This window comes from Providencia sp. PROV205 (assembly GCF_028479505.1).
GTDB classification, from domain to species: domain Bacteria; phylum Pseudomonadota; class Gammaproteobacteria; order Enterobacterales; family Enterobacteriaceae; genus Providencia; species Providencia huaxiensis.
Genome location: NZ_JAMPNU010000004.1, coordinates 68,099 through 91,503, shown reverse-complemented (window position 1 = coordinate 91,503; position 23,405 = coordinate 68,099). Strand labels below are relative to the sequence as shown.

At 41.1% G+C, this 23,405-nt stretch carries 19 protein-coding genes; 3 read left to right on the top strand and 16 right to left on the bottom strand.

From position 1 onward, the window contains the following. Nucleotides 1–804: 804 nt before the first annotated feature. Complete coding sequence (locus PR800_RS04220) at nucleotides 805–2,211, top strand: cytochrome-c peroxidase (protein ID WP_210848267.1); 1,407 nt, start codon at nucleotides 805–807, stop codon at nucleotides 2,209–2,211. Nucleotides 2,212–2,277: 66 nt separating this feature from the next. Here PR800_RS04220 and dmsD read toward each other — a convergent pair whose 3' ends face one another. The 4 genes from dmsD to PR800_RS04200 all read right to left on the bottom strand — a co-directional run bounded on the left by dmsD (nucleotide 2,278) and on the right by PR800_RS04200 (nucleotide 6,899). Further along, nucleotides 2,278–2,910 (bottom strand): Tat proofreading chaperone DmsD, encoded by a 633-nt coding sequence (gene dmsD, locus PR800_RS04215; RefSeq protein ID WP_102138123.1) that lies wholly within the window; start codon nucleotides 2,908–2,910, stop codon nucleotides 2,278–2,280. 62 nt (nucleotides 2,911–2,972) lie between these two features. After that, on the bottom strand, nucleotides 2,973–3,824 hold the full coding sequence (locus PR800_RS04210; protein ID WP_272530277.1) for a DmsC/YnfH family molybdoenzyme membrane anchor subunit: 852 nt from the start codon (nucleotides 3,822–3,824) through the stop codon (nucleotides 2,973–2,975). Nucleotide 3,825: 1 nt separating this feature from the next. Further along, nucleotides 3,826–4,443: a DMSO/selenate family reductase complex B subunit gene (locus tag PR800_RS04205; RefSeq protein WP_102138125.1), complete on the bottom strand. Its 618-nt coding sequence runs from the start codon at nucleotides 4,441–4,443 to the stop codon at nucleotides 3,826–3,828. 11 nt (nucleotides 4,444–4,454) lie between these two features. Then, nucleotides 4,455–6,899 carry a DMSO/selenate family reductase complex A subunit gene (locus PR800_RS04200; protein WP_195697826.1) on the bottom strand — a complete coding sequence of 815 codons (2,445 nt, stop codon included), beginning with the start codon at nucleotides 6,897–6,899 and terminating at the stop codon, nucleotides 4,455–4,457. A gap of 531 nt (nucleotides 6,900–7,430) precedes the next feature. Between PR800_RS04200 and PR800_RS04195 the strand changes: the two genes are divergently transcribed. After that, on the top strand, nucleotides 7,431–8,309 hold the full coding sequence (locus PR800_RS04195; RefSeq protein ID WP_195697827.1) for an SMP-30/gluconolactonase/LRE family protein: 879 nt from the start codon (nucleotides 7,431–7,433) through the stop codon (nucleotides 8,307–8,309). A 68-nt stretch (nucleotides 8,310–8,377) separates the two neighbouring features. Beyond that, nucleotides 8,378–9,718: an MFS transporter gene (locus PR800_RS04190; RefSeq protein ID WP_166264124.1), complete on the top strand. Its 1,341-nt coding sequence runs from the start codon at nucleotides 8,378–8,380 to the stop codon at nucleotides 9,716–9,718. 135 nt (nucleotides 9,719–9,853) lie between these two features. On the opposite strand, the gene PR800_RS04185 is transcribed toward PR800_RS04190, so the two are convergent. The 12 genes from PR800_RS04185 to PR800_RS04130 all read right to left on the bottom strand — a co-directional run bounded on the left by PR800_RS04185 (nucleotide 9,854) and on the right by PR800_RS04130 (nucleotide 23,394). Next, nucleotides 9,854–10,594 (bottom strand): SDR family NAD(P)-dependent oxidoreductase, encoded by a 741-nt coding sequence (locus PR800_RS04185; RefSeq protein WP_210843004.1) that lies wholly within the window; start codon nucleotides 10,592–10,594, stop codon nucleotides 9,854–9,856. A gap of 1 nt (nucleotide 10,595) precedes the next feature. Then, entirely contained in the window at nucleotides 10,596–10,847 is a 252-nt protein-coding gene (locus tag PR800_RS04180) for an acyl carrier protein (RefSeq protein WP_102138129.1), read from the bottom strand. Between the two features lie 19 nt (nucleotides 10,848–10,866). Further along, nucleotides 10,867–11,676, bottom strand: a complete 810-nt coding sequence (locus PR800_RS04175; RefSeq protein WP_272530275.1) for a MaoC/PaaZ C-terminal domain-containing protein — start codon at nucleotides 11,674–11,676, stop codon at nucleotides 10,867–10,869. Continuing rightward, nucleotides 11,673–12,926, bottom strand: coding sequence for a beta-ketoacyl-[acyl-carrier-protein] synthase family protein (locus PR800_RS04170; protein WP_102138131.1), 1,254 nt, complete (start codon nucleotides 12,924–12,926; stop codon nucleotides 11,673–11,675). Before PR800_RS04170 ends, PR800_RS04175 begins: the two co-directional genes overlap by 4 nt. Further along, nucleotides 12,923–14,335, bottom strand: a complete 1,413-nt coding sequence (locus tag PR800_RS04165; protein ID WP_272530330.1) for an efflux transporter outer membrane subunit — start codon at nucleotides 14,333–14,335, stop codon at nucleotides 12,923–12,925. Before PR800_RS04165 ends, PR800_RS04170 begins: the two co-directional genes overlap by 4 nt. A gap of 2 nt (nucleotides 14,336–14,337) precedes the next feature. Continuing rightward, on the bottom strand, nucleotides 14,338–16,308 hold the full coding sequence (locus PR800_RS04160; protein WP_375373106.1) for an ABC transporter permease: 1,971 nt from the start codon (nucleotides 16,306–16,308) through the stop codon (nucleotides 14,338–14,340). Next, nucleotides 16,308–17,492 carry an efflux RND transporter periplasmic adaptor subunit gene (locus PR800_RS04155; protein WP_195697830.1) on the bottom strand — a complete coding sequence of 395 codons (1,185 nt, stop codon included), beginning with the start codon at nucleotides 17,490–17,492 and terminating at the stop codon, nucleotides 16,308–16,310. Before PR800_RS04155 ends, PR800_RS04160 begins: the two co-directional genes overlap by 1 nt. After that, entirely contained in the window at nucleotides 17,489–19,690 is a 2,202-nt protein-coding gene (locus PR800_RS04150) for a peptidase domain-containing ABC transporter (RefSeq protein WP_166264116.1), read from the bottom strand. The genes PR800_RS04155 and PR800_RS04150 overlap by 4 nt, the downstream gene beginning before the upstream one ends. Before the next feature lie 6 nt (nucleotides 19,691–19,696). After that, on the bottom strand, nucleotides 19,697–20,653 hold the full coding sequence (locus PR800_RS04145; RefSeq protein ID WP_166264114.1) for an ABC transporter: 957 nt from the start codon (nucleotides 20,651–20,653) through the stop codon (nucleotides 19,697–19,699). Further along, nucleotides 20,650–21,336 (bottom strand): DsbA family protein, encoded by a 687-nt coding sequence (locus tag PR800_RS04140; RefSeq protein ID WP_229597488.1) that lies wholly within the window; start codon nucleotides 21,334–21,336, stop codon nucleotides 20,650–20,652. The genes PR800_RS04145 and PR800_RS04140 overlap by 4 nt, the downstream gene beginning before the upstream one ends. A 79-nt stretch (nucleotides 21,337–21,415) precedes the next feature. Continuing rightward, on the bottom strand, nucleotides 21,416–21,613 hold the full coding sequence (locus PR800_RS04135; RefSeq protein WP_102138136.1) for a DUF4762 family protein: 198 nt from the start codon (nucleotides 21,611–21,613) through the stop codon (nucleotides 21,416–21,418). A gap of 110 nt (nucleotides 21,614–21,723) precedes the next feature. Next, complete coding sequence (locus PR800_RS04130; protein ID WP_272530273.1) at nucleotides 21,724–23,394, bottom strand: PglL family O-oligosaccharyltransferase; 1,671 nt, start codon at nucleotides 23,392–23,394, stop codon at nucleotides 21,724–21,726. Between the last annotated feature and the right edge of the window lie 11 nt (nucleotides 23,395–23,405).

The window sequence follows — 23,405 nt, the reverse complement described above, 5'->3', positions numbered from 1 at the left end:
AACAGATAGAGCAAATATTTTTCATCAAATAACCACATATCGACATACTCAGAGAGATTTGTCATTCTTCAAACCAAAACTCTTGATGTAACGAGCTGACGTAGACTTTTGTAGACAAGATTGATAAAAACCTAGCATAGATTCTTCTATGATTCGCTACTTGAGAGAGTAATGAAACCTCTAAATTTACCCATTATAATAAGAAAAGGAAAATACCCATAAAAACGCTAATAATCCTATTGAGTGCTGGCTTGAAACTAGTACCTTCGTATTAACGACTATTGTCGAACACTGTCTTATTTTTCGTAAAAAAATAGTTTTTTAATTAACAATTAATTTTTAACTTTTGTTCATTTTCATTATAAATAAAGCCTAAAGTTTAAATGATAAAATTTAATTTCATGATTTCCTTGTGAGATTAGCTAGCAAGTTCAAACAAGCATTTAATTTACAACAAATAAAAAACACTCAATTTCTTAAATTCATTTTGATAATTTAAGAAATAAAGAAACCCATCATAAATGCTATCTAATCATTTTACTCAGACAATAATATTTCAGCCACAAAAAAATATTAAATAACACATATATTTCATATGGTTAAATTAAAACAATTTCTTCGAATTATTTATTTCCCGACCATTGATAGGCAAATCTTATTTCAGCAATCGCTTAAACCGATGGCCATCATTGATAAAAATCAAGAACCTCTCAGACTTATTTATCCATCATAGTCCGGCTGTAGAATTATATTAATTAAAAAATATTTAAATATATTTGACCGCAATCTTTCAAGGATAGTGTAATGAAAAAACTTACTCGCATTACGGTCGCTGTCATATTTTTGCTTTTACTCGGTTATTTTGGGTTATCTGGATATGTGTGGTATCACGATAACCAACGAAGAGAAAATAATGACATTCAGACATCTAAAATTGCAGAAAATAATCAAGTCCTAAAATTCTTTGCTGAAAAAGGATGCGATTACTGTCACACGCCGTCAACTGATTTGCCTGCCTACGCATCATTCCCCATTGCTAAGCAACTGATGGAGTACGATATTCAGCTAGGTTATAAATCATTCAACCTTGAGGCCGCTCGCGCTGCACTCATCGCAGGAGAACCTGTACCGCAAAGTGAATTAAATAAAATTGAGTGGGTTATGCAGAACCACACCATGCCACCAACACGTTATGTTGCACTTCATTGGGCCAGTAGCGTCAGTGACGAAGAACGTGATAACCTATTGAATTGGATAGCTAAACAGCGGGAAGAGCACTATGCCAGCCAAGATACCGCTGCTGAGCACCGCAATGAACCAATTCAACCAATTCCAAAATCACTGGATGTCGATGATGCAAAAGTCGCATTAGGTTTTCGCTTGTATCATGATGCGCGTCTGTCAGGGGATAGCACGATTTCTTGTGCACACTGCCACGCGCTCAATGCAGGTGGTGTTGATGGCCGTAAAACGTCAATTGGTGTTGGCGGTGCAGTAGGTCCAATCAATGCGCCAACGGTGTTTAACTCGGTATTTAATGTCGAACAGTTTTGGGATGGTAGAGCACCTGATTTACAAGCCCAAGCCGGTGGCCCACCATTAAACCCTATCGAAATGGCATCAAAATCATGGGATGAAATCATTGAAAAACTGGATAAAGACCCTGTCTTAAAGCAAGATTTCAATGCCGTTTACCCAGAAGGGTTCACGGGTGACACCATCACAGATGCGATTGCAGAGTTCGAAAAAACCTTAATCACCCCAGACTCTCCGTTTGATAATTGGTTAAGAGGCGACAAGACTGCATTAACCGCGCAACAACTCCATGGCTACCAGTTATTTAAAGAAAACAAATGTGCAACCTGCCATGGTGGTGTGATCTTAGGTGGTCGTTCCTTCGAACCGCTTGGTTTGAAAAAAGACTATGAGTTTGGTGAAATCACTGCACAAGATATTGGTCGTATGAATGTCACCTCTGATGAGCGTGATAAATTACGCCAAAAAGTACCAACGCTAAGAAATGTTGAATTAACAGCGCCTTATTTCCACCGTGGGGATGTCGCCACCTTAGATGAAGCCGTGAAACTGATGCTGCGTTATCAAGTCGGTAAAGAACTGCCACAGAAAGATGTCGATGACATTGTTGCCTTTCTTGAAAGCTTAACCGGTGTGTATACACCATATGTGCAACAAAGTGATTCACAACAGTAAATATCAATAGCTGATTGATATGAAAAACCAATAGCACCGCGCAAATGATAGCGGTGCTATTTTTATTTATAACGTATCTTTGTAAAACACCACTTTCTCTAATACAGGCAATGTTAACTGTTGTTGATATCCATCCAATGTTTCTTTGGCCAGTATCGCCAATGCGCAGTAAAAATCGCTGTTAGCCGAATCTATCAATACTTCGAGAAAATGTGCCGACCAAGGTAATAGATGCCAAGCGAGTAACTCTTCTAAATCAGCTCTGCGATTTTGCTCAGCGAGCCAAGCCGCTAACATCAAAATCAGCCCAAAGTGGTCTTCTGGCTCTTTTTGTGTTGTCACTGGCTCAACACCTTTAGTACGCATCCATTGGCGCAGCTCAACGGTTGAGTCACCAAAAACAATCTTTTCTTTGTCTAACCAGACTGAGCCCCAAGGAGGCGCGGGTAAAGCATAAGGCCCGATAAACAAGCGCTGCCATGCTTCACTGAGGGGTTCATTCTCCTGAGCACTGGATTGTAAAAGCTGGCTAATTTTTGCTAAAGAAGGTAAGGAAAATGGCCATTCTTCATGCCAAGTTGGCTCTTGTAAAATCGAAATAATCTCTGCGTTGTTTTCATTTTCTGGTGAGAAATAAAATAAAGACCCCAGAACTCGCCCTGTGACTGCGACGTGCTCAAGAAAGTGCGCTTCTTGCATATTGATTGTCTCTGAAGTTATCAGCGCAGGGAAACCATCTCCTGCGCTGAAAGGTTTACCAATTAAGCCACAGCCATACCGACTGTCATATGTAAACCATAGAATAGCCCACGACCGATAAATTCACCAATCAGTACCAGCACGGTACCCAGAAGTAGACTCAATACTGAAGGCTGATTTTGTCGCACAACAGGCAAAATCCATAGCAGTAACCCAAGACTGGTCACCACTAAGCGTATCACTTGTAAAACACCAAAATCAGGGACTAAATCCACTGCTTTTTGAACAGAAGTGGCAATTAATGCAATTTCTCCGCTTTGCAGTAGTACTGACGCGATAGTCACAATATAAGCCACGATACTAATCGCTGCTAACTTACCACTATTAAACGGAAATTTAGCCACGCGTAATAAAAGTGCGCCTAAAATTGGCCCGACAACAAACAGGGTCATAAAGAAACCAATAGTGGTATGTGACGTATTCCATGTTGGCACCGTGCTTATCATATAAACTCGAGTCATTGCCCAAACAAATAACAGCCCCATCAGCATGGTGATGATTAACCACACTTTGTCTAACCCTGTTGGCATTTTTTTCATTGCAGATAACAGCCACCATAGGCCGCCCAAAGCAAAGAAAATGGAGCCAAACAGCACTTCGTTACTTAATGATGACGCAAACACACGGTTCATCGAGTTAAATGCACGCATCGGTGAGCCCATATGCATCATGGATGCGAGAAAGCCTAAGCCCATCAACACCCATAACGCCAACATTGCATTCACAATGCGCTGTTTTTGGGGTTTATCATCTGTCGATAACCAAGCAAGCCCTGTCACAATCACGCCGCCTGCAATACTTTGGCCTAATACCGTAAATAAAATCAGCGGCCATTCGTGTAATCCATTGCCCATGTTATACCTCCCGAGGATTGGCTAAATGGCCTGTCGTATCATTGACAGGACGGCTATTGGCATTGGGTTTAATGACAATATTGGGCTTGGTATAATGCGCTTCAGGTAGTGGCGCAATCTCTGCCAAATTGCCATGTTTTTCACGTAACTCTTCAATGGGACCAAAATCTAATGCACGCAGTGGGCAAGACTCAGCACAAATCGGTTTTTTGCCAACCGCAACACGTTCATAGCAACCATCGCACTTGGTCATATGCCCTTTTTCGCTATCAAATTGCGGCGCACCGTATGGGCAAGCCATATGGCAATAGCGGCAGCCAATACACACACTTTCATCCACAACGACAAAGCCATCTTCACGTTTATGCATCGCGCCACTTGGGCACACTTTCACACAAGCAGGGTCTTCGCAGTGGTTACATGAAATCGACAAATAATAACTAAATACGTTTTGATGCCATACACCGTTATCTTCTTGCCAATCTCCCCCTGCATATTCATAAATGCGTCTAAAATTCACCGCAGGAGATAAATTTTTGTAGTCCTTACACGCTAATTCACACGTTTTGCATCCGGTGCATCGTGCGGAATCAATATAAAAACCATATTGTGTTGTCATGATTTATCTCCCTATACCCTTGCCACTTCAACCAAATTACTGTGTTGCGGATTACCTTTCGCTAACGGTGACGGGCGCTGAGTCGTCAGGACGTTTAGGCTACCACCATGGTCCACCTTATTTTCATCAGGTGCGTACCATGCCCCTTCCCCCATAGCCACAACCCCTGGGATGATGCGTGGGGTCACTTTGGCAGCAATCTGCACCTCCCCTCTATCGTTGTAAATACGCACTATGTCGCCATCTTTAATATTGCGACGTTTTGCATCAATAGGGTTGATCCACATCTCTTGTAAACAAGCAGCCTTAAGCACATCAATGTTGCCGTAAGTGGAGTGAACTCGTGATTTATAGTGGAAACCACTCAGTTGCAGTGGGTATTTTTCGGTGAGCTTATCATCATGGCTTTCAAAGCCTGGTGAATACATTGGGAGTGCTGATATCAAATCACCTTCTGCGAGCGTCCATGTTTTCGCGATATCCGCTAATTGAGATGAATAGATCTCAATCTTTCCTGACGGGGTATTTAATGGGTTTGCAATTGGGTCTTCGCGGAAGGCTTTATGTGCCACGACATGCCCTTGTGGGTTCATTTTTTTGTAAATCCCTTGCTGCTGGAATGTCTCAAAATCAGGTAGCTCAGGTAACTTTTGTCGTGAAATTTCATACAAATGGCGTAGCCACTCTTCTTGGGTTCGCCCTTCGGTAAATTTCTCTTCAACCCCCATACGGCGTGCGATTTGTGTACACATTTCATACACCGTTTTGCTCTCAAAACGTGGTTCAATGGCTTGGCTGGCGAAAATCACATAGCCCATGTTACTAGCGGCACCATCCAAGCAAAAATCCATTTGTTCAGACGCGGTACAATCTGGCAGGACTAAATCCGCATATTTCGCTGAAGCCGTCATATGGTTATCAATCACTACTATCATTTCACATTTTTTATCATCCTGAAGGATGTCATGCGTTTTATTAATATCAGAGTGTTGATTGATTAAACTGTTGCTGGCGTAGTTCCAAATAAACTTAATCGGAACATCCAGTTTATCTTTACCTCTTACCCCATCATGAGTTGCGGTCATTTCAGGGCCGCGCTCTATCGCATCGGTCCATAAAAATACAGAAATACTTGCTTTAACTGGGTTTTCTAACGTTGGCATACGCTCAAATGGAATATCATAGTTCCCTTCACGAGCCCCCGTATTTCCCCCATTTATACCCACATTACCGGTTAAAATCGGTAACATCGCAATCGCACGTGCGGTTTGCTCGCCGTTCGAATGGCGCTGTGGCCCCCAACCTTGGCTAATATAAGCAGGTTTTGCGGAACCGATTTCACGCGCTAGTTTGATGATTTTATCAGCAGGAATACCGGTGATTTGCGCAGCCCATTGTGGTGTTTTTTCTACACCGTCATCCCCTTGCCCTAAAATATATGCCTTGTAGTGGCTATTTTTCGGAGCATCTGCGGGTAGCGTTTTCTCATCATAGCCGACGCAGTATTTATCTAAGAAAGGTTGGTCAACCATATTTTCAGTGATCAGCACATGAGCGATCCCTGCCACCAATGCGGCGTCTGTTCCCGGACGGATTGGGATCCACTCGTCTTCACGCCCTGCTGCTGTATCAGTATAACGCGGGTCGATCACGATCATTCTTGCATTAGAACGCTCACGGGCTTGCTCGAGTTGATAAGTGATCCCACCACCGCTCATACGGGTTTCGGCAGGGTTGTTTCCGAACAGAACCACCAACTTGGAGTTTTCGATATCAGAAACGCTATTACCCGCCCCGCTACCATAGGTATAAGGCATCGCACAGCTGATTTGTGCTGTACTATAGGTACCGTAATGATTTAAATAGCCGCCCATGCAGTTCATCAAGCGGGCGATTGGTGAATTCGCTGGCGGCCATGAACGTGCGACTGTGCCACCTAATGTGCCTGTTCCATAGTTCAAGTACACCGCTTCATTGCCATAATCGGCAATAATCCGTTTTAGATTGTCGCTAATTAAATCGTAGGCTTCTTCCCAACTAATTTGTTTGAATTTACCTTCACCACGCGCCCCAACGCGCAGCATCGGGTATTTCAAGCGGTCAGGGTTATAGACACGACGGCGCATTGAGCGCCCGCGTAAACAGGCTTTAACTTGGTGCTTATTACCGTAAACATCATCACCGGTATTGTCGGTTTCAACATATTTTATTTCACCATCAACAATATGCATTCGCAGTGGGCAACGGCTTCCACAGTTAACGGTACATGCGCTCCAAACTATTTTTTCTTCAGGTATGGCTGTTTTGGGTGCTGTTTCACTGGTATCAGCAACACTATTAAAAGGTAAACTTAGCGCTCCACTTGCAAGTGCGAGTCCCCCGACGGTACTGGTTTGCATTAGCTTCCTGCGGCTGATCTCCGATTGGAGTACTCCCTCAGATAATGCTTTACTCATAATCTGCCTCACTTAACATTGCTTCAGCGTTTTAAAATGGCTTTTTTGAAATTTATTTTTATCTTTAATTTATTTATCGACTTCCAATTACCATTCTATAACCGAGGCACCGTGGGGTATTGTGCACGATCAACAATCCAGCACAAAAAGTATGGTTTTTATCCATTAGCAATCATTAAATAATATTGAAAATAAAACCATCCCAGTTTTTATCTTTAAAAATTAATTTAATTAAAATAAATATAGTGAGATTATTTCTTAAATTGAGTTGATTTAACTATTTTAAAACCTTTTTATTTAATAAATATTTTTTACTTAATAAATTGCGCCATTCATTTCTATTGTGCAAATGAACAAACAAATTAACAATTGGCCGTACAATAAATACAGCTATCTTCACATTATTTTAATAGTACTTCCCTACTATTAAGATTACCTCTAACCAATAGCCAATCATATATATCACATCATATCTAAATTAATTAGATACATTCCTTTTAATCAATCGATATTATTAATAAGGCTGTAAAAATGAAAATAAACGTATTATTAGATTTGAAGAATAATTTAGGGGAAGGCCCTGTTTGGGATATTCAACAGCAACGCTTATATTGGATTGACAGTTTAGATGGCCGTGTATTTTCCTGTACGGAACGTGGAACTGAAATTAAAAGCTGGGATGTTAGGCAGAAAATTGGTTCAATGGCTTTATGTAAAGATGGAAACTCCGCAATTGTTGCACTCGAGAAAGGAATTTATCTTCTTGATTTTGCTACGGGAGAAACAAATCTTCTGCACTCACCTGAAAGTGATAAACCTCATAATCGATTCAATGATGGGAAAGTTGATAGGCAAGGACGCTTTGTTGTCGGTTCGATGGATATGCAAGAAGAGACCCCGTCAGGTGCGTTATATCGACTAGATACGGACTATTCCCTTCATAAAATTGAACAAAGTATTATTGTTTCAAATGCGCCTTGCTGGTCGCCTAAAGGCGATACTTTCTATTTTGCTGATACATGGACAGGTGAAATATGGAAATATGATTATGACGGCTTAACAGGCAATATCAGTAATCGCCAAACATTCTGTACCGTTAACACCTCATCGGGTGGAGCTGCTGATGGTGCGACCGTTGACAGTGAAGGCTATCTTTGGAATGCCCTTGTATATGCAGGAAAAATCGTTCGATATAGCCCTACTGGCGAAATTGACAGAATTATCGAAATGCCTGTTAAGAAAGTCACCAGCGTCGCTTTTGGAGGTGAAAACTTAGATATTTTATATGTCACATCGATGGCAAGGCCGCCTTTACCTCGCTTTCCTGAAGATGGCCAATTACGCGGTAGTGTCTTCTCCATACATAATCTTGGTGTGACCGGTATTCCTGAAAAACGGTTTGGGGGTTAAATAACGTTTAAATCAAAAATGAATATCAACGGTTCACAAATTATTATACTTATAAAAGAGCTACAATTATGATTAAAAATAATGTTTCAAATAATAAAATATCATTTAAGAAAATACATCGTTTCTCGTGGGTCTCATTATTTGTTTGCTGGCTTATTTGGTTATTAAATGCTTATGATAGAGAAATGATATTAAGACTAGGCCCTGTTATTTCTCAGGAATTTAATTTAAGCCCTGAAGAATGGGGGAATATCGTTGCTATTATTATGATAGCCCTCGCTATTTTAGATATACCCGGTTCAGTTCTAAGTGATCGATATGGTTCAGGTTGGAAACGTGCTCGTTTTCAAGTTCCTTTAGTATTAGGTTATACCGCTATTTCATTTGTTTCTGGTTTTAAAGCTATTAGCCATAATTTAACCTATTTTATCCTATTAAGATTTGGAGTGAATCTCGGTGCCGGTTGGGGTGAACCTGTTGGAGTAAGTAATACGGCAGAATGGTGGCCAAAAGAAAAAAGAGGTTTTGCACTTGGTGTACACCATACTGGATATCCCATCGGAGCTTTATTAAGCGGTGTTGTTGCAAGTTTTATTATCTCTGAATTTGGCGAAGCGAACTGGCGATATAGCTTCTTTATACCACTCGTGGTCGCACTGCCTATTATGATTTTTTGGGCTAAATATTCAACCGCAGCACGGATCTCAATATTATATGAGCATATTGAAAAATCAGGCATGACCAAACCAGCAGAAAGCAGTAGTACTCAAGTACAAAAAGGCCAAGGATTTAAAATTTTTATTAAGACACTAAAAAATAGAAATATTGCACTAACAGCAGGGAATACATTATTAACTCAGATTGTTTATATGGGGATCAGCATGGTATTGCCCTCCTATTTATATCATGTCTCTGGGTTATCTTTAGCCGCTTCAGCGGGGCTGAGTATCATCTTCACATTAACGGGTGTACTCGGGCAAATTGTTTGGCCTTGGCTATCAGACATATTAGGTCGAAAAAGAACCTTAATCATTTGCGGTTTATGGATGAGCATTGGTATCGCTTTATTTTACTTCGCAACGTCAATGCCAAAAATTATCGCTATACAGCTGTTCTTCGGCTTGGTGGCTAATGCCGTTTGGCCAATTTACTACGCTATGGCATCTGATAATGCCAATGACCAATCCATTTCTACTGCAAATGGTATTATCACCACATCCATGTTCATTGGTGGTGCATTATCCCCGCTATTAATGGGCTGGTTAATTAATCTTGGTGGAGGCTGGAATAGCTCTTTAGGCTATATTTATACCTTCTTTGCAATGGCTGCCTGCGCACTACTTGGTGTCATATTACAGCTCTTTACTACCCACACATCACTGCATGAAAGCCATACTACAGCTGAATAAATCACTTTAAATAAGGTTGTTTAAACCCATAAAAAAACCCCTTAAACGGAAATTTACTAAAACGTTTAAGGGGAAATATAAAATATAAATTATCGAGTGAATATTTGTTCTGCTAACCGTAATTAAAACAATCCATTACGCAGTTAGGCCACCATCTAAGACCAATGTTTGCCCTGTTAAGTACTGGCTATTATCGCCAATCAAAAATTCAACTAGCTCTGCCACTTCTTGGGGTTGCCCTAAGCGGCGTAACGGGATGTTTTGGCACATAGCTTTTAATTTAGCTTCAGGCATTGCACGGGTCATATCACTATCAATAAGCCCCGGAGCAATACAATTCACACGTAACCCAAAACGCCCAACTTCATGAGCCAATGAACGCGTCAACCCCATCATCGCGGACTTACTCGCCGCATAAGCTGTCTGGCCAATATTGCCTTTTAGCCCAGTAATTGATGACATCAATACGACCGAGCCATTCCCCGTCATCAACATTGCAGGTAATAATTTACGGTGCCAATTCATCACGGAAATGACGTTGTTCTCTAGCACGTCTCGCCAGATTTCAGCATCTTGATGAATATGTAAGGCATCCCTAGTGATACCTGCATTATGAATAATAGCCGTAGGAGCCCCAAACTGTTCCAATAACGAGCTAGAAAGCGCGTCAACTTGTGCTTCATTCTTACCATCACACGGGGATCCTTTCACCCATGTATCTAAATCGGGGTTTTCAAGACTCGCTTGTGCTTCATTAACACCATCAACGTTACGCCCAGTAAAAACCACATTCCAGTGGCGTCGCAATTCACTAACCAGTGCGAGTCCAATTCCTCGGCTTCCTCCCGTCACGAGTATCCATTGATTATTTGCCATTTTAAGATTTCGGTTCCTTATCAATATGTTCACACAGTGCTTTTACCGAAATTTCTGGATGTTCTAGGAAAAATTCCGCATCTAAAACAACATTAAAGTCACGTTTAACAAGCACCATAAGTTCAACATAATCTAAGCTATCAAACTCTAACTGGACTAAAGTCATATCCGCATTCAACTCTTCTGCTTCTATATCTTTTGCGTCACAGATCATGTCACTAATTTTGATATAAATTTCTTGATATTGGCTCATTTTTTTTATCCTTGCATTCTTATTGAGTTATTGAATTAACTTTCAATGTTATTGAATTGTTTATTATTTTTTCCCCGTAATGGGCAGTGATACTGATACTTACTAATCGGCCACTCTCACTATCCGCAATGACTAAGGCGGGTAAAATACGTAGGTAAATAGATTCAGGAGAGGTGATAGGAACCCATTTAGTCAGAAGTGCACGGTCAAAAACCACTTCTTGGTGGGTTTGTACGATAGGATAACGGCAAAAAATATCTTTCAATGTAGAGCCGGCTGGCAGCCATTGCGCGATCTCTTGTTGTTGAAATAAAGAGCTATCATGAATTAAGTACCAAAACAAAACTGCATCAATAAATTGCCATTCATACATTTCGTTGGGAAACTGAGAGAATATTGACTGCAATTTCACAAGTTCGGCGGTCGAAATCGTTATCTCATTTGCGATTTCATGTAATCGCGGTGGGGAGGTGACCGACAATTGGCAAGTTAAACAATTTTGTTGCTCATCAGAAGAGAGTAAAGCCACAGATCCCGCTTTATTTCGTGCAACTAATTGATAATCTTTATCGTTCCATAACGGATTGCGTAACCGCACGACACATTTGATAAACTCAGAGTCGATAACCTCTTGTGAAGCCAATAGTTCGTGATTTAATGATTCACTCGCAAATTGTTTCACATCGAGTAGTGCACGCATGCCATGTACACTCAGTTGCTCTACGCCCTTCGCTTTGACCCATTCAAGGTCAAAATGAATCGGGTTATCATCACCAGAAAATGATGCCCACTGTTTTGCATCCTCAACGGTATAACGTAATGTCCTCATGACGCTTTCTCTAAAATCAGCGCCGCATTAGCCCCACCGAAGCCAAAACTCAGGTTTAGTGCACGCTTAACTTCACCAATACGGTGTTCGTTAGGGATATAATCGAGGTCACATTGCGGGTCCGAGTGATGTAAGTTAGCGGTTGCAGGCATCACGCCATGTGCCATAGCTTGCAAGCAAATAATGGTTTCAAAGCTACCAGCAGCGGCAATTAAGTGTCCGGTATAGGATTTAGTACTAGACATTGGGATTTGATAAGCTGCCGCACCTAATGCCTTTTTCAGTGATTCTGTTTCATTTAAGTCATTAAGAGCCGTTGAGGTCCCATGGGCATTGATATAATCGATAGATTCAGGAGCGGCTCCCGCTTGTTGTAAAGCCATTTCAATGGTTTTCACTCGGGCGACACAATCTTCTGCTGGTGATGTAAAATCAAATGCATCAGAAAAATTCGCATACCCTGTAATTTCACCCAAAATAGTGGCGCCACGTGAAATAGCGCTCTCACGCTCTTCTAAACACAACACGGCTGCACCTTCAGAAAGCACGAATCCACTACGGTCCGCACTGAATGGGCAACATGCACGAGTCGGGTCTTCCGCTTCACGAGTTAAAGCACCAAGAACATCGATATTCCATACAGCACAATCGGTCCGCAAGGACTCTCCTGCACCAGCGAGCATCATATCGGCTCGTCCATGACGGATCGCGTCAAAAGCATCACCAATCGCAATAGTGCCTGTCGCACAAGCCGCGATGGTCGTATTTTGATATCCACGCAGGTTCCAAAACTGGCTGCAAGCCGCTGTTGTCACACTTGGCATTGCATAAAAACAGTTGAAAGGCGAGGTCATCCCTGTCGCTTCGAATTCACTTACCGACATATAATTTTCATCAAGCCCTGCCCACCCCGATCCCATAATGACGCCACACATCAGAGGGTCATATAAATCCGTTAATGGCGTGTCTGCGAAGGCCATGTTCATGGCCTCTCGTGCGGCCCCCAAAGCTAAGCGCGTATGGCGCGGTAAACGACGACGAATAGCCGCGGGAACCCCTTTTAAGCTGGGTTCATTATCAATAAGCCCTAAAAAATGACTGTGGATATTTTGCGCAGTTTTATCAACGTAACGATAACCGAGCTTTTTATCCATAATCGCTTGCCAACATGCTGAAGCCGTATCCCCCAATGGAGTGACAGCCCCATAGCCTGTGACAACAACGCGTTTAAAGTGAGATTTTTGGTTCATAATGGGTTGTCCTCTTGTCGGGCGCTACCGCCACCTTGTGCTAGCCAAAGTTGCAGCGTTGCATAAAGATAATCGTATTGATTTTGAGCTAATGTGTTCTCAATAGTTAAAAGGTCATCTTGCGCATTAAGCAGTGTTTGATAATTCGCGGCACCAGCTCGGTAACGGCTGCTAGTGAGCTTTAACCGCTGCTGGCTAAGTGATAATGACTGTTGCAATTGCTGACGAATTTCATCCGCGGCAAAACGGGCTTCCATCGCGTTATCGACTTCTGATAAGGCGGTATAAGCTGCTCGACGAAATGCCACCGCAGCTTGTTGCACTTGTAAGTCGGATTGTTCAATGGTCAATTTCACCGTGTTCCACTGAATAAAAGGCAGAGAAATCGAACCTCCAACAACTCGTGTCGGGTCACTAAACCATTGAGAAAACAATTGGCTACCCGCATTAAGCGCACCTTGCAAAGACAGTGTCGGGTAGAAACTCAATTTAGCAGCGTCAGAGTCAGCAAGCGCGGAACGAAGACGTGACTCGGCAGCTTGAATATCTGGCCGCTGTGCTAATACGGACAACGGTGTCGCGTTAAGAATTTCAATTCGTTGATTTCGATTAAGTGCGGTGAGCTCACTGGCATGCTGCTCTGCAGGGCGGTTCAACAATAGGGCTAGCGCATTACGGGAACTGTCACGTTCTTTAATGATTCGTCGCAATTCATTTTTTCGACTAATCACAGTTTGCTGCGATTGTAAAAAATCCAGTTGGCTAACTTTTCCTGCCAAATACCAAGACTTAATTTGCTGCTGACTTTTTTCTGCAATCTTTTGGCTCGCTATCAGGTTATCAATCTGTTGATTTAACAGTGCAATATTCCAATATAATTGTGCTGTCGTATTAATAACCACTAATGCTGTTGCATGGTAATCCTGTTCGGTTGCTATTGCTTCCCACTCATTCTTTTCACGAATACGTGCAAGCTTTCCCCATAAATCAACTTCATAATTTAAGTTTAGATTTGAGCTATAACTCTCTTGAGGAGAGGTTCCATTGCGAATAGATTTTGTATTGCTTGCTGAGCCCCCAAGGGAGACATTTGGGGTTATATTAGTGTTTGCTAGCCCGGCCGTACTTCGCGCCAGCTTTAACTTAATTGCCGCTGCGGCTAAATCATTATTATTCTCTAGTACCTGGTTGATTAGTTGAGATAGCAGAGGATCTTTAAAGTTATCCCACCAATTTTCAGTTAGGTTCAATGACTGAACTGACGTCACTACGTCATTTGCACCGGATTGGTGTATTTTATCATCCCACTGCTGTGGCAATGTGAGCTCAGGACGTTGGTATTCCGTACGCGTAAAACTGCCGCAGCCATTTAGCAAAAATAAAGCAGAAATGATATAAAGCGATTTGATATTCATTCGCGTGCCAATGCCTCCGTTGGGTTGAGTTTGGCAGCCCGACGAGCAGGAAAATAGCCAAAAACAAAACCAATTAGAGCGGAAAAACCGCACGCTAATAAAATAGGGAACAGAGTAAACACCATCGTAAATTCAGTGGTGAGATAAGAAAAAACCCACCCCGCTAACCATGCACCGACAATACCAATAAACCCGCCAAGCGAACAAATCATCACGGCTTCTATCAGAAATTGGTTCATAATATCTTGAGGACGCGCTCCGACCGAAAGGCGGATCCCGATTTCATGAGTTCGTTCCGTCACAGAAACCAGCATGATATTCATCACCCCAACGCCGCCAACCAATAAGGAAATAGCAGCAATCGAGGTGATCAGTAATGACATAGAATCGGATGTTTTTTGTAATGCATTTGCGAGCTGGTCATCCGACTGAATAAAAAAGTCCTTTTTACCATGTTCGCGTAATAACAAACGCTCAACCTGTAATTTAGCTTGTTGAGAAGTTAAGCTTTCAGGGAAACGCAACGAAATAAATTCAATGGGTTTGTCCCCAACCACACGTTGCTGTAAGGATGAGTAAGGCACCCACCCCATAACAAAGCCACTCGACATTTTGGGCCCCGGTTTACGGGCAATACCAATAATTCGCCATGGTGAATGGCCAATTTGCACAATTTGCCCTAATGGTTCTTCTTCTGGTTGAAAAAGTACCTCTCGGCTTCCTTCATCCAACACGATAACGGGCTCACTGTCTGCCATATCGAGCGTACTGAATAAGCTACCATGTAAAAGCTGAAACCCTTGTGCCGCAAAATATTCTTCTGAAACGCCATTAAGCATGATGGAGTTATCCAAGCCTTTATTAACGACCATCGTCATGCTACTCGCGACGGGGGAAATAGACTCAACCCATGGCAACTGCTTTAGGCTTTTGACATCATTTAACGATAACGCACGCTCCATATCAGGCCGCTTAGCCCCCCACCCAGTGCCAGGGCGAATTTCCAGAGTCGTGCTGCCGAGTTTCCCGATTTCATCCATGATGGAGCGTCTTGCTCCTTCCCCCACGGCCATTGATGACACCACAGAAGAAATACCGATGATAATTCCCAACATCGACAAAAATGCACGCATGCGATGACCGAGTAAGGCCCGCCATGCCATACGAATAGACTCAATAATATTGCGCCACACCGATGCACGGCCATTATCTTCAACAGTAGGAAGCTGGTGTCGTTGTTTTGTGCCTTTCTGCGCTTGGTTCTGCTTATCAGAAACAATTTTTCCATCACTAATTTCAATAATTCGCTGAGTTTGCTGAGCGATATTTTTATCGTGGGTCACAATCACAACAGTGTGCCCATCGAGATGAAGTTGATGTAAAATATCCATCAATGCGTGGCCACTAGCGCTATCTAATGCCCCTGTAGGTTCATCCGCAAGAATGATTTGCGCACCATTGACCAAGGCGCGACAGACACTGACACGCTGCTGTTGCCCACCAGATAATTGATAAGGTTTGTGATCCAAGCGCGTTTGTAACCCTAACTTTTCTGCTAATAAAGCAACTCGAGCGCTCCGCTCATCTTCTGGCATTGCCGTATACAAAGCGGGGATCGCAATATTTTCCTCTGCAGTCAGGTAGGGCATTAGGTGATAACGTTGAAAAATAAATCCAAGATATTGGCTACGTAATTCCGCCAGTTGGTCGCTATTCACCTCATGAACCGCAATCCCATTGATAAATACTTCCCCTTGAGAGGGCTTATCTAAACAACCAATGATGTTCATCAGAGTTGATTTACCTGAACCTGATGCACCAATGATAGCGACCATCTCTCCTTGATTAATTGATAGCGAAATATCATTCAAAACAGGAATGGTTTGTGTACCAGCTGAAAACTCACGATAAACATGATGAAGTTCAATCAGAGGACGAGTTAAAGATACATTTCGTGTCATCGCCATTATTCACTCGCCACATTATCTGATTGAATAACAACTTGTTCACCCTCACTAATTCCCTCAAGAACTTCGACAAAATGGCGGTCATTAATGCCCACTTTGATGGTGCGCGTTTCCGGTTTTTCATTTTTGATCACGGTCACTTCATATTGGTTTGCACCCATCGCACGCCCCAGCGCACTAGTAGGGAGTCGAATGGCATCTTTTACTTGTGCAACACGAATAAATACTTGCGCTGTCATTGATGTCTTTAATGCACGATCAGCGTTATCAACCTCGAACGTTCCGTTGTAGTAAATTGCGCTGTTCTGTTGCCCTCCAGAATTATTGTTATTTTCATCAAGCGCTTCGGGCGGAATGGGTTGAACATACCCCATCGTACTTTCGTAGTGCGTTTCCGGGTCTGCAATCACATAGAACGTGAGGGGTTGGCCTGGGCTAATTTTTTGAATATCCGCTTCTGAAATTCGTGTCTGAACCTGCATTTTATCCAGGTTCGCCAACACTAAAATGGTTGGTGCTGTCTGTGAAGAAACGATGGTTTGCCCTTCGTTCGCCACAATACCCAGCACTTCACCACTGATCGGCGCGACGATCCGTGTAAAATTGAGGTTAGCTTGTGCAGTTTGTACGTCCATTTCTGATTGCGTGATTAACGCCTCATTGACATTAACCTGCTGTAATTGCGCCTCATATTGTGCTTGCGCTTGTTCATATTCACTGCGAATACCAGAACCATCTCGCTGCATCACTACCTGACGCCGATAGGCTTTGATGTACTGTATTAAAGTTGCTTCTGCAGCCCGTTTTTGCGCCTGAGCACTGGATAACCGGGCAGTTGCATTTTTGAGCTCAGACTGTTGGATAGTCGGGTCGATTTCTGCTAATAACTCCCCTTTAACTACTTTGTCGCCTTGTTTTACATACAATTTTCTGATTTGCCCGTTAACCTGAGCCCCTACGTTAACTTGCATTGAGGGCTTTAATTTCCCCGTTACCATAACGATTTTTTCTATATCGCCACGTTCCACCGATAAAATTACGTTTTCATACAATACAGGGGCGGGTGATTGCCAAACAAAACGGCCGATCACCACGATCAACACAAGCAGTGCCACCAGCCCACCTAAAATGCGTAATCGTCGGGCCGTTAAACCCAATATTGGTGTTACGTGACGAGAGGTCATAAGGGAGTACCTTCCATTACCGCTAATAAAGAAGGTTCAGATTGAAGCGTGCCTGCGGTGACAGAAGGGTCTTTATTGGTGCTTATCTCAAGACTTAATTTCCCATCCACGATTCGGTAAAGTGCATCAAAATTAGCCGCCAGCTCTTCACTGTGAGTGACGACAATCAATGTCTTACCTGTTTTCTGGCAATGTGATTGAATAGTCGCCATGACTATTTTTGCTGTTTCTTCATCCAAATTGGCAGTGGGCTCATCCAATAATAAAATAGGACGGGCACTGTACAACGAACGAGCTAATAACAAACGTTGGCGTTGCCCAAGTGACAGTGCCGCATGGCTTTCTCTTATTAACGCATTCACTCCACCAGGTAATTGATTAATCACTGCACCGAGTGCCAATTTATCGAGCAGCACTTCGACTCTTTTTTTATCTTTTTCACGGAAATTAGGGTCAAATAGCGTAATGTTATCTAAGACTCTCGCATTGAATAGAATATCTTCTTGGCTTTGCAAGCAAACCAATTGCGTAAGCTGCTGCACACTGACGGCTTCCCCATTGGATTCGCATATTCCTTGCTGTGGGCTGAATAAACCCGCAATGGTGCGTAATAACGTGCTTTTTCCTACCCCAGATTCCCCAACAATGGCAACCTGTGAGCCTGAAGGTAAGTCTAATGACACATTATTTAAAATCGGTTTTGCAGGGTCATAACAGAAATGAATCCCCTTGAAAGATAAGTGTGGTGCATTTCCTTGCACTGAGGCTTGTTTCTCGTGGAATGGTTCGGTGTCCTGCTCGCTTTTCTTAGGGAATAAAGAATGGGCGCGTGTATCAATAATATGCAGTTGTGACTTATGTATAATCGCATAAAAAATACGCGTCACATAATTGGTGAAAATTTGACGTAAGAAACTATAAGCAAAGAAATCCCCCAACGAAATTAACTCATTGGCCACCATAGGTAGAACCACCAACATAAAAATGACCATCTCCAAACTACCGATTAATTGATAGATGCCATCTTTAATTTGTTGATACACATTTCTGCGTTGCATACAGGTAAACAATTCACGGTTTAACCATGCAAATTGCGCCTTACGCTGATTTTCTATCCCTGCTGTTTTTATGGTCAGAATGCCTTGCAGCGTCTCCATAAAAAAGTCATTTAATTCTGCTGATTTTAGCTGTAACTGCTGGGTGTACCACCGGTCACGAATAATCGCCCATACACTAATTAAGCCCATCACGGTAACACCCGCAGCCGAAATAGCGGCTAACACGGGGGCAATCCAAAACATGGTACCTAATGCGATTGCACAAATAACCCAATCCGTTCGTAACCCGTTATCCAGCTCAATTTTTTCGGTTAATGCCCTCTGCCAAGCAACAAAACGGCTAAAAACATCCCCGGGTGCGCGTTTTTCAAAAAAGCGCAATGGATTACTCAATAAACGGGAAAAGCCAACCCCGCTTTTAATCAACACAAAGTGTTTTACGAAACGCTCGCTGAGCATTCTCACGCCAAGGGCTAATAGTGTTGCAACCACAAAGGCAACAATAAACCAGCCATAAGGGAAAATGGCATTTTTAGCGTCGGAAAAGGCTTGGTTAATCGCATTGCTCACCATGGCTGGCATTAAAAATAGCGTTAAAGAAACCAAAAAAGCGAATATCATCAACCAATAAACACCGCGAATCTCTGAGGTTTCTTTCAGGCTCATTGCATGAGGAGCTTTTTTCCCATCCCCATCATTTTTGTCTTCTGGTGCTAGCGATTCAATTCTTTCCAGCGCGGTATCCGGCTCTAAAATTAATGCATAGCCGCTGATTTCCGCTTTTAATGCAGAGAAAGGTAACCATTGCTGCCCAATTGCAGGGTTCATCACGCACACGTTATTTCCCTTACGATAAGCAAGCAGCACAAAATGGTTTGCTCCGTAATGTAAAATAGCGGGAAGCGGTAAGCTATTGAGCTCTTGGTGCTCAAATAGCACCGGTGTCGTCGCAACACCGTAATTAGCTAAGATGGACGAAAGATCAATCAAAGAAGTTCCATGATCCGATGCCGGATACATCTCTCGCAGCGTTTCAAGAGAAACGTTGAGGCCTTGGGTTTGTGCTAACATCGCAATACATGCTAAGCCACATTCATTGGTTTCTTCTTGAGAAACAAAATTTGGAATAATATTTTTCATTATTATTTAATGGCTAATAAAATAAAGTGAATGGCTATGCCATAAAAGCCAATCATTGGGATAATGACGAACCGCATTTTCAATAATGGCTGGCATTTGAGTTGCAACATCTTTTGCTGCAACAGGCGGATAAACTTTGATTTGTAAACCGTTTTGGTAGTACAGATGATAAAAAACTACCTGTGCCGAAATCGCACTGGATAAACGCACGACACCATTGTGTAACTTTGCTGCACGGTTAAATAAATGGCACGATAATTTGCTCGACGCCCCTTCCTCAGTTTGAACCGTGTAATCAGGGGTAATATCAGGGAAAACAATCATATTCTTTTGCCCTGTCGCCGTTTCTGTCATCGCGGTCATTAATTGGCTAGCTAATACTTTATTTCCCTGATGAATAGAGCAATAAGATAAATTCACCTGACCTAGCTCACGTGCCGAAGCGTTATACTTTTGCTGCTCTGCGCTCGACGAAACCACCACCGTCGCATTGCCAGGAGTCACCCCCGCCCCAACCATTGTGGCTAAAACATCAGAAACCATATGCAACGGAGCAAGTACAACGGGTTTATTTTGTTGGTGCAAAGGCGCAACAACGCTATCAAGTTCAAGGGTACAAACTCGAACTTGCGCCATGATTTCTTGGTTTTGTCCCCATGTGGCTGCCTCTTCCAAAATGAAGCGTCGAATAGCTATCCAGCTCATATCAATATGCCCTTTCGTTTCCATTAAACTACGAAAGTTTTCCGTGGCGACTTTATTACGATTACGATATTGACGGCCTAATAAACCAGCGCGACATAATAAATTAGAAACAAATAATACCGATGTGATATAGCCCCGACGCAATAACAACCGTAAAAAGGCAAGCCCACTATGATTAAGTTTTTGATATCCTTTTTTAAACGGCATCAAACAGTTTTTCGCTGTAAATACCGTCCAAACAATGAAAAACCGGATCACCGTAACTCCTCATTACTTTTGTCTAATAACTCAAGCATATAGGTAGTAAAGTCTGCAAAATCGCGGTCTTGATAAACAACATAGCGTTTATTGATAATAAAGGCAGGTGTTCCAGTGATTTGATAAAATTTGCTAATTTCAAGCATATATTTAAGACGTTCTTGAACGGCTTGGCTTTCACTGGTTTTTAGGTATTGAGTAGAATCAATATTGTGCTGTTTTAACCATTGGTTTAAGACATCTTTGTTAGCTAAATCAAGCTTATCGCTGATAACGGCAGTATAAAGATCCTGACGGTATTGAGATTCCACACCCATCTCTTCCAATGTCGCAAAAATAGGCGCATAGGCAGCCAGCCCTAGATTATTATCCTTGGCTAAATGAATGACTTTAAAGTTGACATTCTCAGGGAGTGTTTTTTCGAATTGGCTGACATTGTCATGATTTACTGCACAATAATGGCAACCATAAGAAACAACTTCTATGATGCTATTATTTTCTTTTATTGGACTCAACAGAGCTTGTTCACTATTAAATTCAATAAAAGAAGAAACTTGTGCATCATCATTTGAGAAAGTATTAAAAACAAAAATATGATAGGACAAAACCGTCATGAGTGAAGAAACGATAATAACAAATAGAGTATAAAGTGTAATAGTTATTGGTTTAAAACGAGTATTCATAACAGTTAATTCCATTCAGGTACGAAAAATACATGGGGATAGCTCCCCATGTATCAACTAATAAAAATTAAATTTAATATTATGGAGCTGTTACATCACAGTTTGGTGCATCAACAGCTTTCGCTGAGTATGTTTTGTTACCGTGCTTATCAGTACAAGTTGTTACTAATTGGCAAGATTTAACTCCACCAATAGTGATGCTCTCATAAGTATCAGTACAAACTTGTTCTGTTCCACCAATTACAGCAGCAGCTTCGATAGCATTTAACTTTTTCATGTTATTTCCTTTTATATAGATTTAAATTAATAAAACACCCTATTTATTGATAATGGACATCAATAAATTCTTTAGATTTTTAATTAACACATGAAGTACCACATGAATAATTAAAAATTCAATTCTTCTAATTTTTCATTATTATCAAATAAAAAAATCGCTTTTTCTTTGACACTTTTCGCTTTCTCTCTCTCACCTAATTCATTTAAAACAAGGATCCAAGAAAAATAAACATTAACATCTGACCAAGAACGTGAATAACTTTCAGCCCAAGATGAAAACAAATTCAAATAATAAGGGTCTTGCGTCTCATTATAGCGTAATAAATATCCCATATTGAGATCTAATTTATAACGATCATCGATTAAGTAATATTTCCATTCGCTATAATCAGGCTCATTTCTCGAAAGAAGAAACTGTTGCCCTGTTTTTTCTATATAGGTTAAATATTGCTGCGTTTGCAAAGTAAAATACAGCAACCCCATTGATAAAAAACCACCTAACGCAATAACTATTTTAGAACAATACCCTACAACTTTATTCAAATGATATTTTTTAGTTGGAATATCAGCACAACGTATTAGCAGTATCAGTACCACCCCATGAGGTATTGATAGCCACAATGGAAACTCTGTCATCATGTGTAAAACAATTGGTAATGCAATAACTAAAAAAACATAATTATTATTTTTATTTTTTAATGAAGAATAAAGTAGATACCCACCACCAATAATAACTAACAATATCGCAGCAATGCCAACTAACCCACCTTCAACCATCCAACGTAATATCTCATTATGTGGATGTGACATGCCCCTTACTTTGGTTTCTAGTAACCCACCACCAAAGCGCTCTAAAAATACAGATTCAAAACTACCAACACCCGTACCAAATAAAACATTCTCACTGAATAAATATAAACTATGCTGCCACAATACCCATCTAATATGCGATGTCTGTAATTTACTTTCAGAAAAGTCAGAAATATTAAAAGCAACTTTTATTCCATAACCAAAAATAAGACCGATAACAATCGCTATTACAGAATAAAAAATATATTTACGATGATACTTTGCAAAAAAATAAAAAACAACAACAATTAATAATAAATTTAAATATCCAGTTAATGATTGAGACAACGATAATACTGTGCTCATTAAAATGAGACTCACAATGATAATAGTAGACGCATACCATGTGATGGTTCTTATTAAAATAAACATACCTATTGCACTGGCAATGCCAACACAAATAAAACTAGAAAGAACATTAACTTGTTGGAATACGCCATATGGCCTATCCCCTGATATTGGGAAAAATTTAAAAACTTGTGCTATTGAATATAGACTCTCAATAATAGCAGCAAATAATACACTGCAAACAATTATTTTCAATACGGATTCTGAAATATTTATTTGCAATAAAACTTGATAAAAAAATAACGCACCCAATAACCAATATGCAGTCAAGTATGCATTAAGCTGGTAATCTTCAGGTGAAAAAAAACATAAACCTAATAATAACACCAACCCAAGCGTAATATAATTACTCGACTTAGAGTAATATAATTTTGAATTTTTAATTTGTGTAATATTAACCACTATAATAAAAAAAGCAATAAAAAAACTACTAATTATATTAAATGGTAATGACAAACCTGTTCCGCCCATATTCGGCAAATAAATATGCAATATAATACCAAAAAATATTATAACAAAACCTAAAAGCCCCCATGGATAACTTTCTTTTTTATTATTTTTAATTTTTATTGCAAAAATCATATTTTTATTCG

Excerpts from the sequence above, each read along its gene's own strand:
- PR800_RS04220 (WP_210848267.1), top strand. The coding sequence starts at position 805 with ATGAAAAAACTTACTCGCATTACGGTCGCTGTCATATTTTTGCTTTTA.
- dmsD (WP_102138123.1), bottom strand. The coding sequence starts at position 2,910 with ATGCAAGAAGCGCACTTTCTTGAGCACGTCGCAGTCACAGGGCGAGTT.
- PR800_RS04210 (WP_272530277.1), bottom strand. The coding sequence starts at position 3,824 with ATGGGCAATGGATTACACGAATGGCCGCTGATTTTATTTACGGTATTA.
- PR800_RS04205 (WP_102138125.1), bottom strand. The coding sequence starts at position 4,443 with ATGACAACACAATATGGTTTTTATATTGATTCCGCACGATGCACCGGA.
- PR800_RS04200 (WP_195697826.1), bottom strand. The coding sequence starts at position 6,899 with ATGAGTAAAGCATTATCTGAGGGAGTACTCCAATCGGAGATCAGCCGC.
- PR800_RS04195 (WP_195697827.1), top strand. The coding sequence starts at position 7,431 with ATGAAAATAAACGTATTATTAGATTTGAAGAATAATTTAGGGGAAGGC.
- PR800_RS04190 (WP_166264124.1), top strand. The coding sequence starts at position 8,378 with ATGATTAAAAATAATGTTTCAAATAATAAAATATCATTTAAGAAAATA.
- PR800_RS04185 (WP_210843004.1), bottom strand. The coding sequence starts at position 10,594 with ATGGCAAATAATCAATGGATACTCGTGACGGGAGGAAGCCGAGGAATT.
- PR800_RS04180 (WP_102138129.1), bottom strand. The coding sequence starts at position 10,847 with ATGAGCCAATATCAAGAAATTTATATCAAAATTAGTGACATGATCTGT.
- PR800_RS04175 (WP_272530275.1), bottom strand. The coding sequence starts at position 11,676 with ATGAGGACATTACGTTATACCGTTGAGGATGCAAAACAGTGGGCATCA.
- PR800_RS04170 (WP_102138131.1), bottom strand. The coding sequence starts at position 12,926 with ATGAACCAAAAATCTCACTTTAAACGCGTTGTTGTCACAGGCTATGGG.
- PR800_RS04160 (WP_375373106.1), bottom strand. The coding sequence starts at position 16,308 with ATGGCGATGACACGAAATGTATCTTTAACTCGTCCTCTGATTGAACTT.
- PR800_RS04155 (WP_195697830.1), bottom strand. The coding sequence starts at position 17,492 with ATGACCTCTCGTCACGTAACACCAATATTGGGTTTAACGGCCCGACGA.
- PR800_RS04150 (WP_166264116.1), bottom strand. The coding sequence starts at position 19,690 with ATGAAAAATATTATTCCAAATTTTGTTTCTCAAGAAGAAACCAATGAA.
- PR800_RS04140 (WP_229597488.1), bottom strand. The coding sequence starts at position 21,336 with ATGAATACTCGTTTTAAACCAATAACTATTACACTTTATACTCTATTT.
- PR800_RS04135 (WP_102138136.1), bottom strand. The coding sequence starts at position 21,613 with ATGAAAAAGTTAAATGCTATCGAAGCTGCTGCTGTAATTGGTGGAACA.
- PR800_RS04130 (WP_272530273.1), bottom strand. The coding sequence starts at position 23,394 with ATGATTTTTGCAATAAAAATTAAAAATAATAAAAAAGAAAGTTATCCA.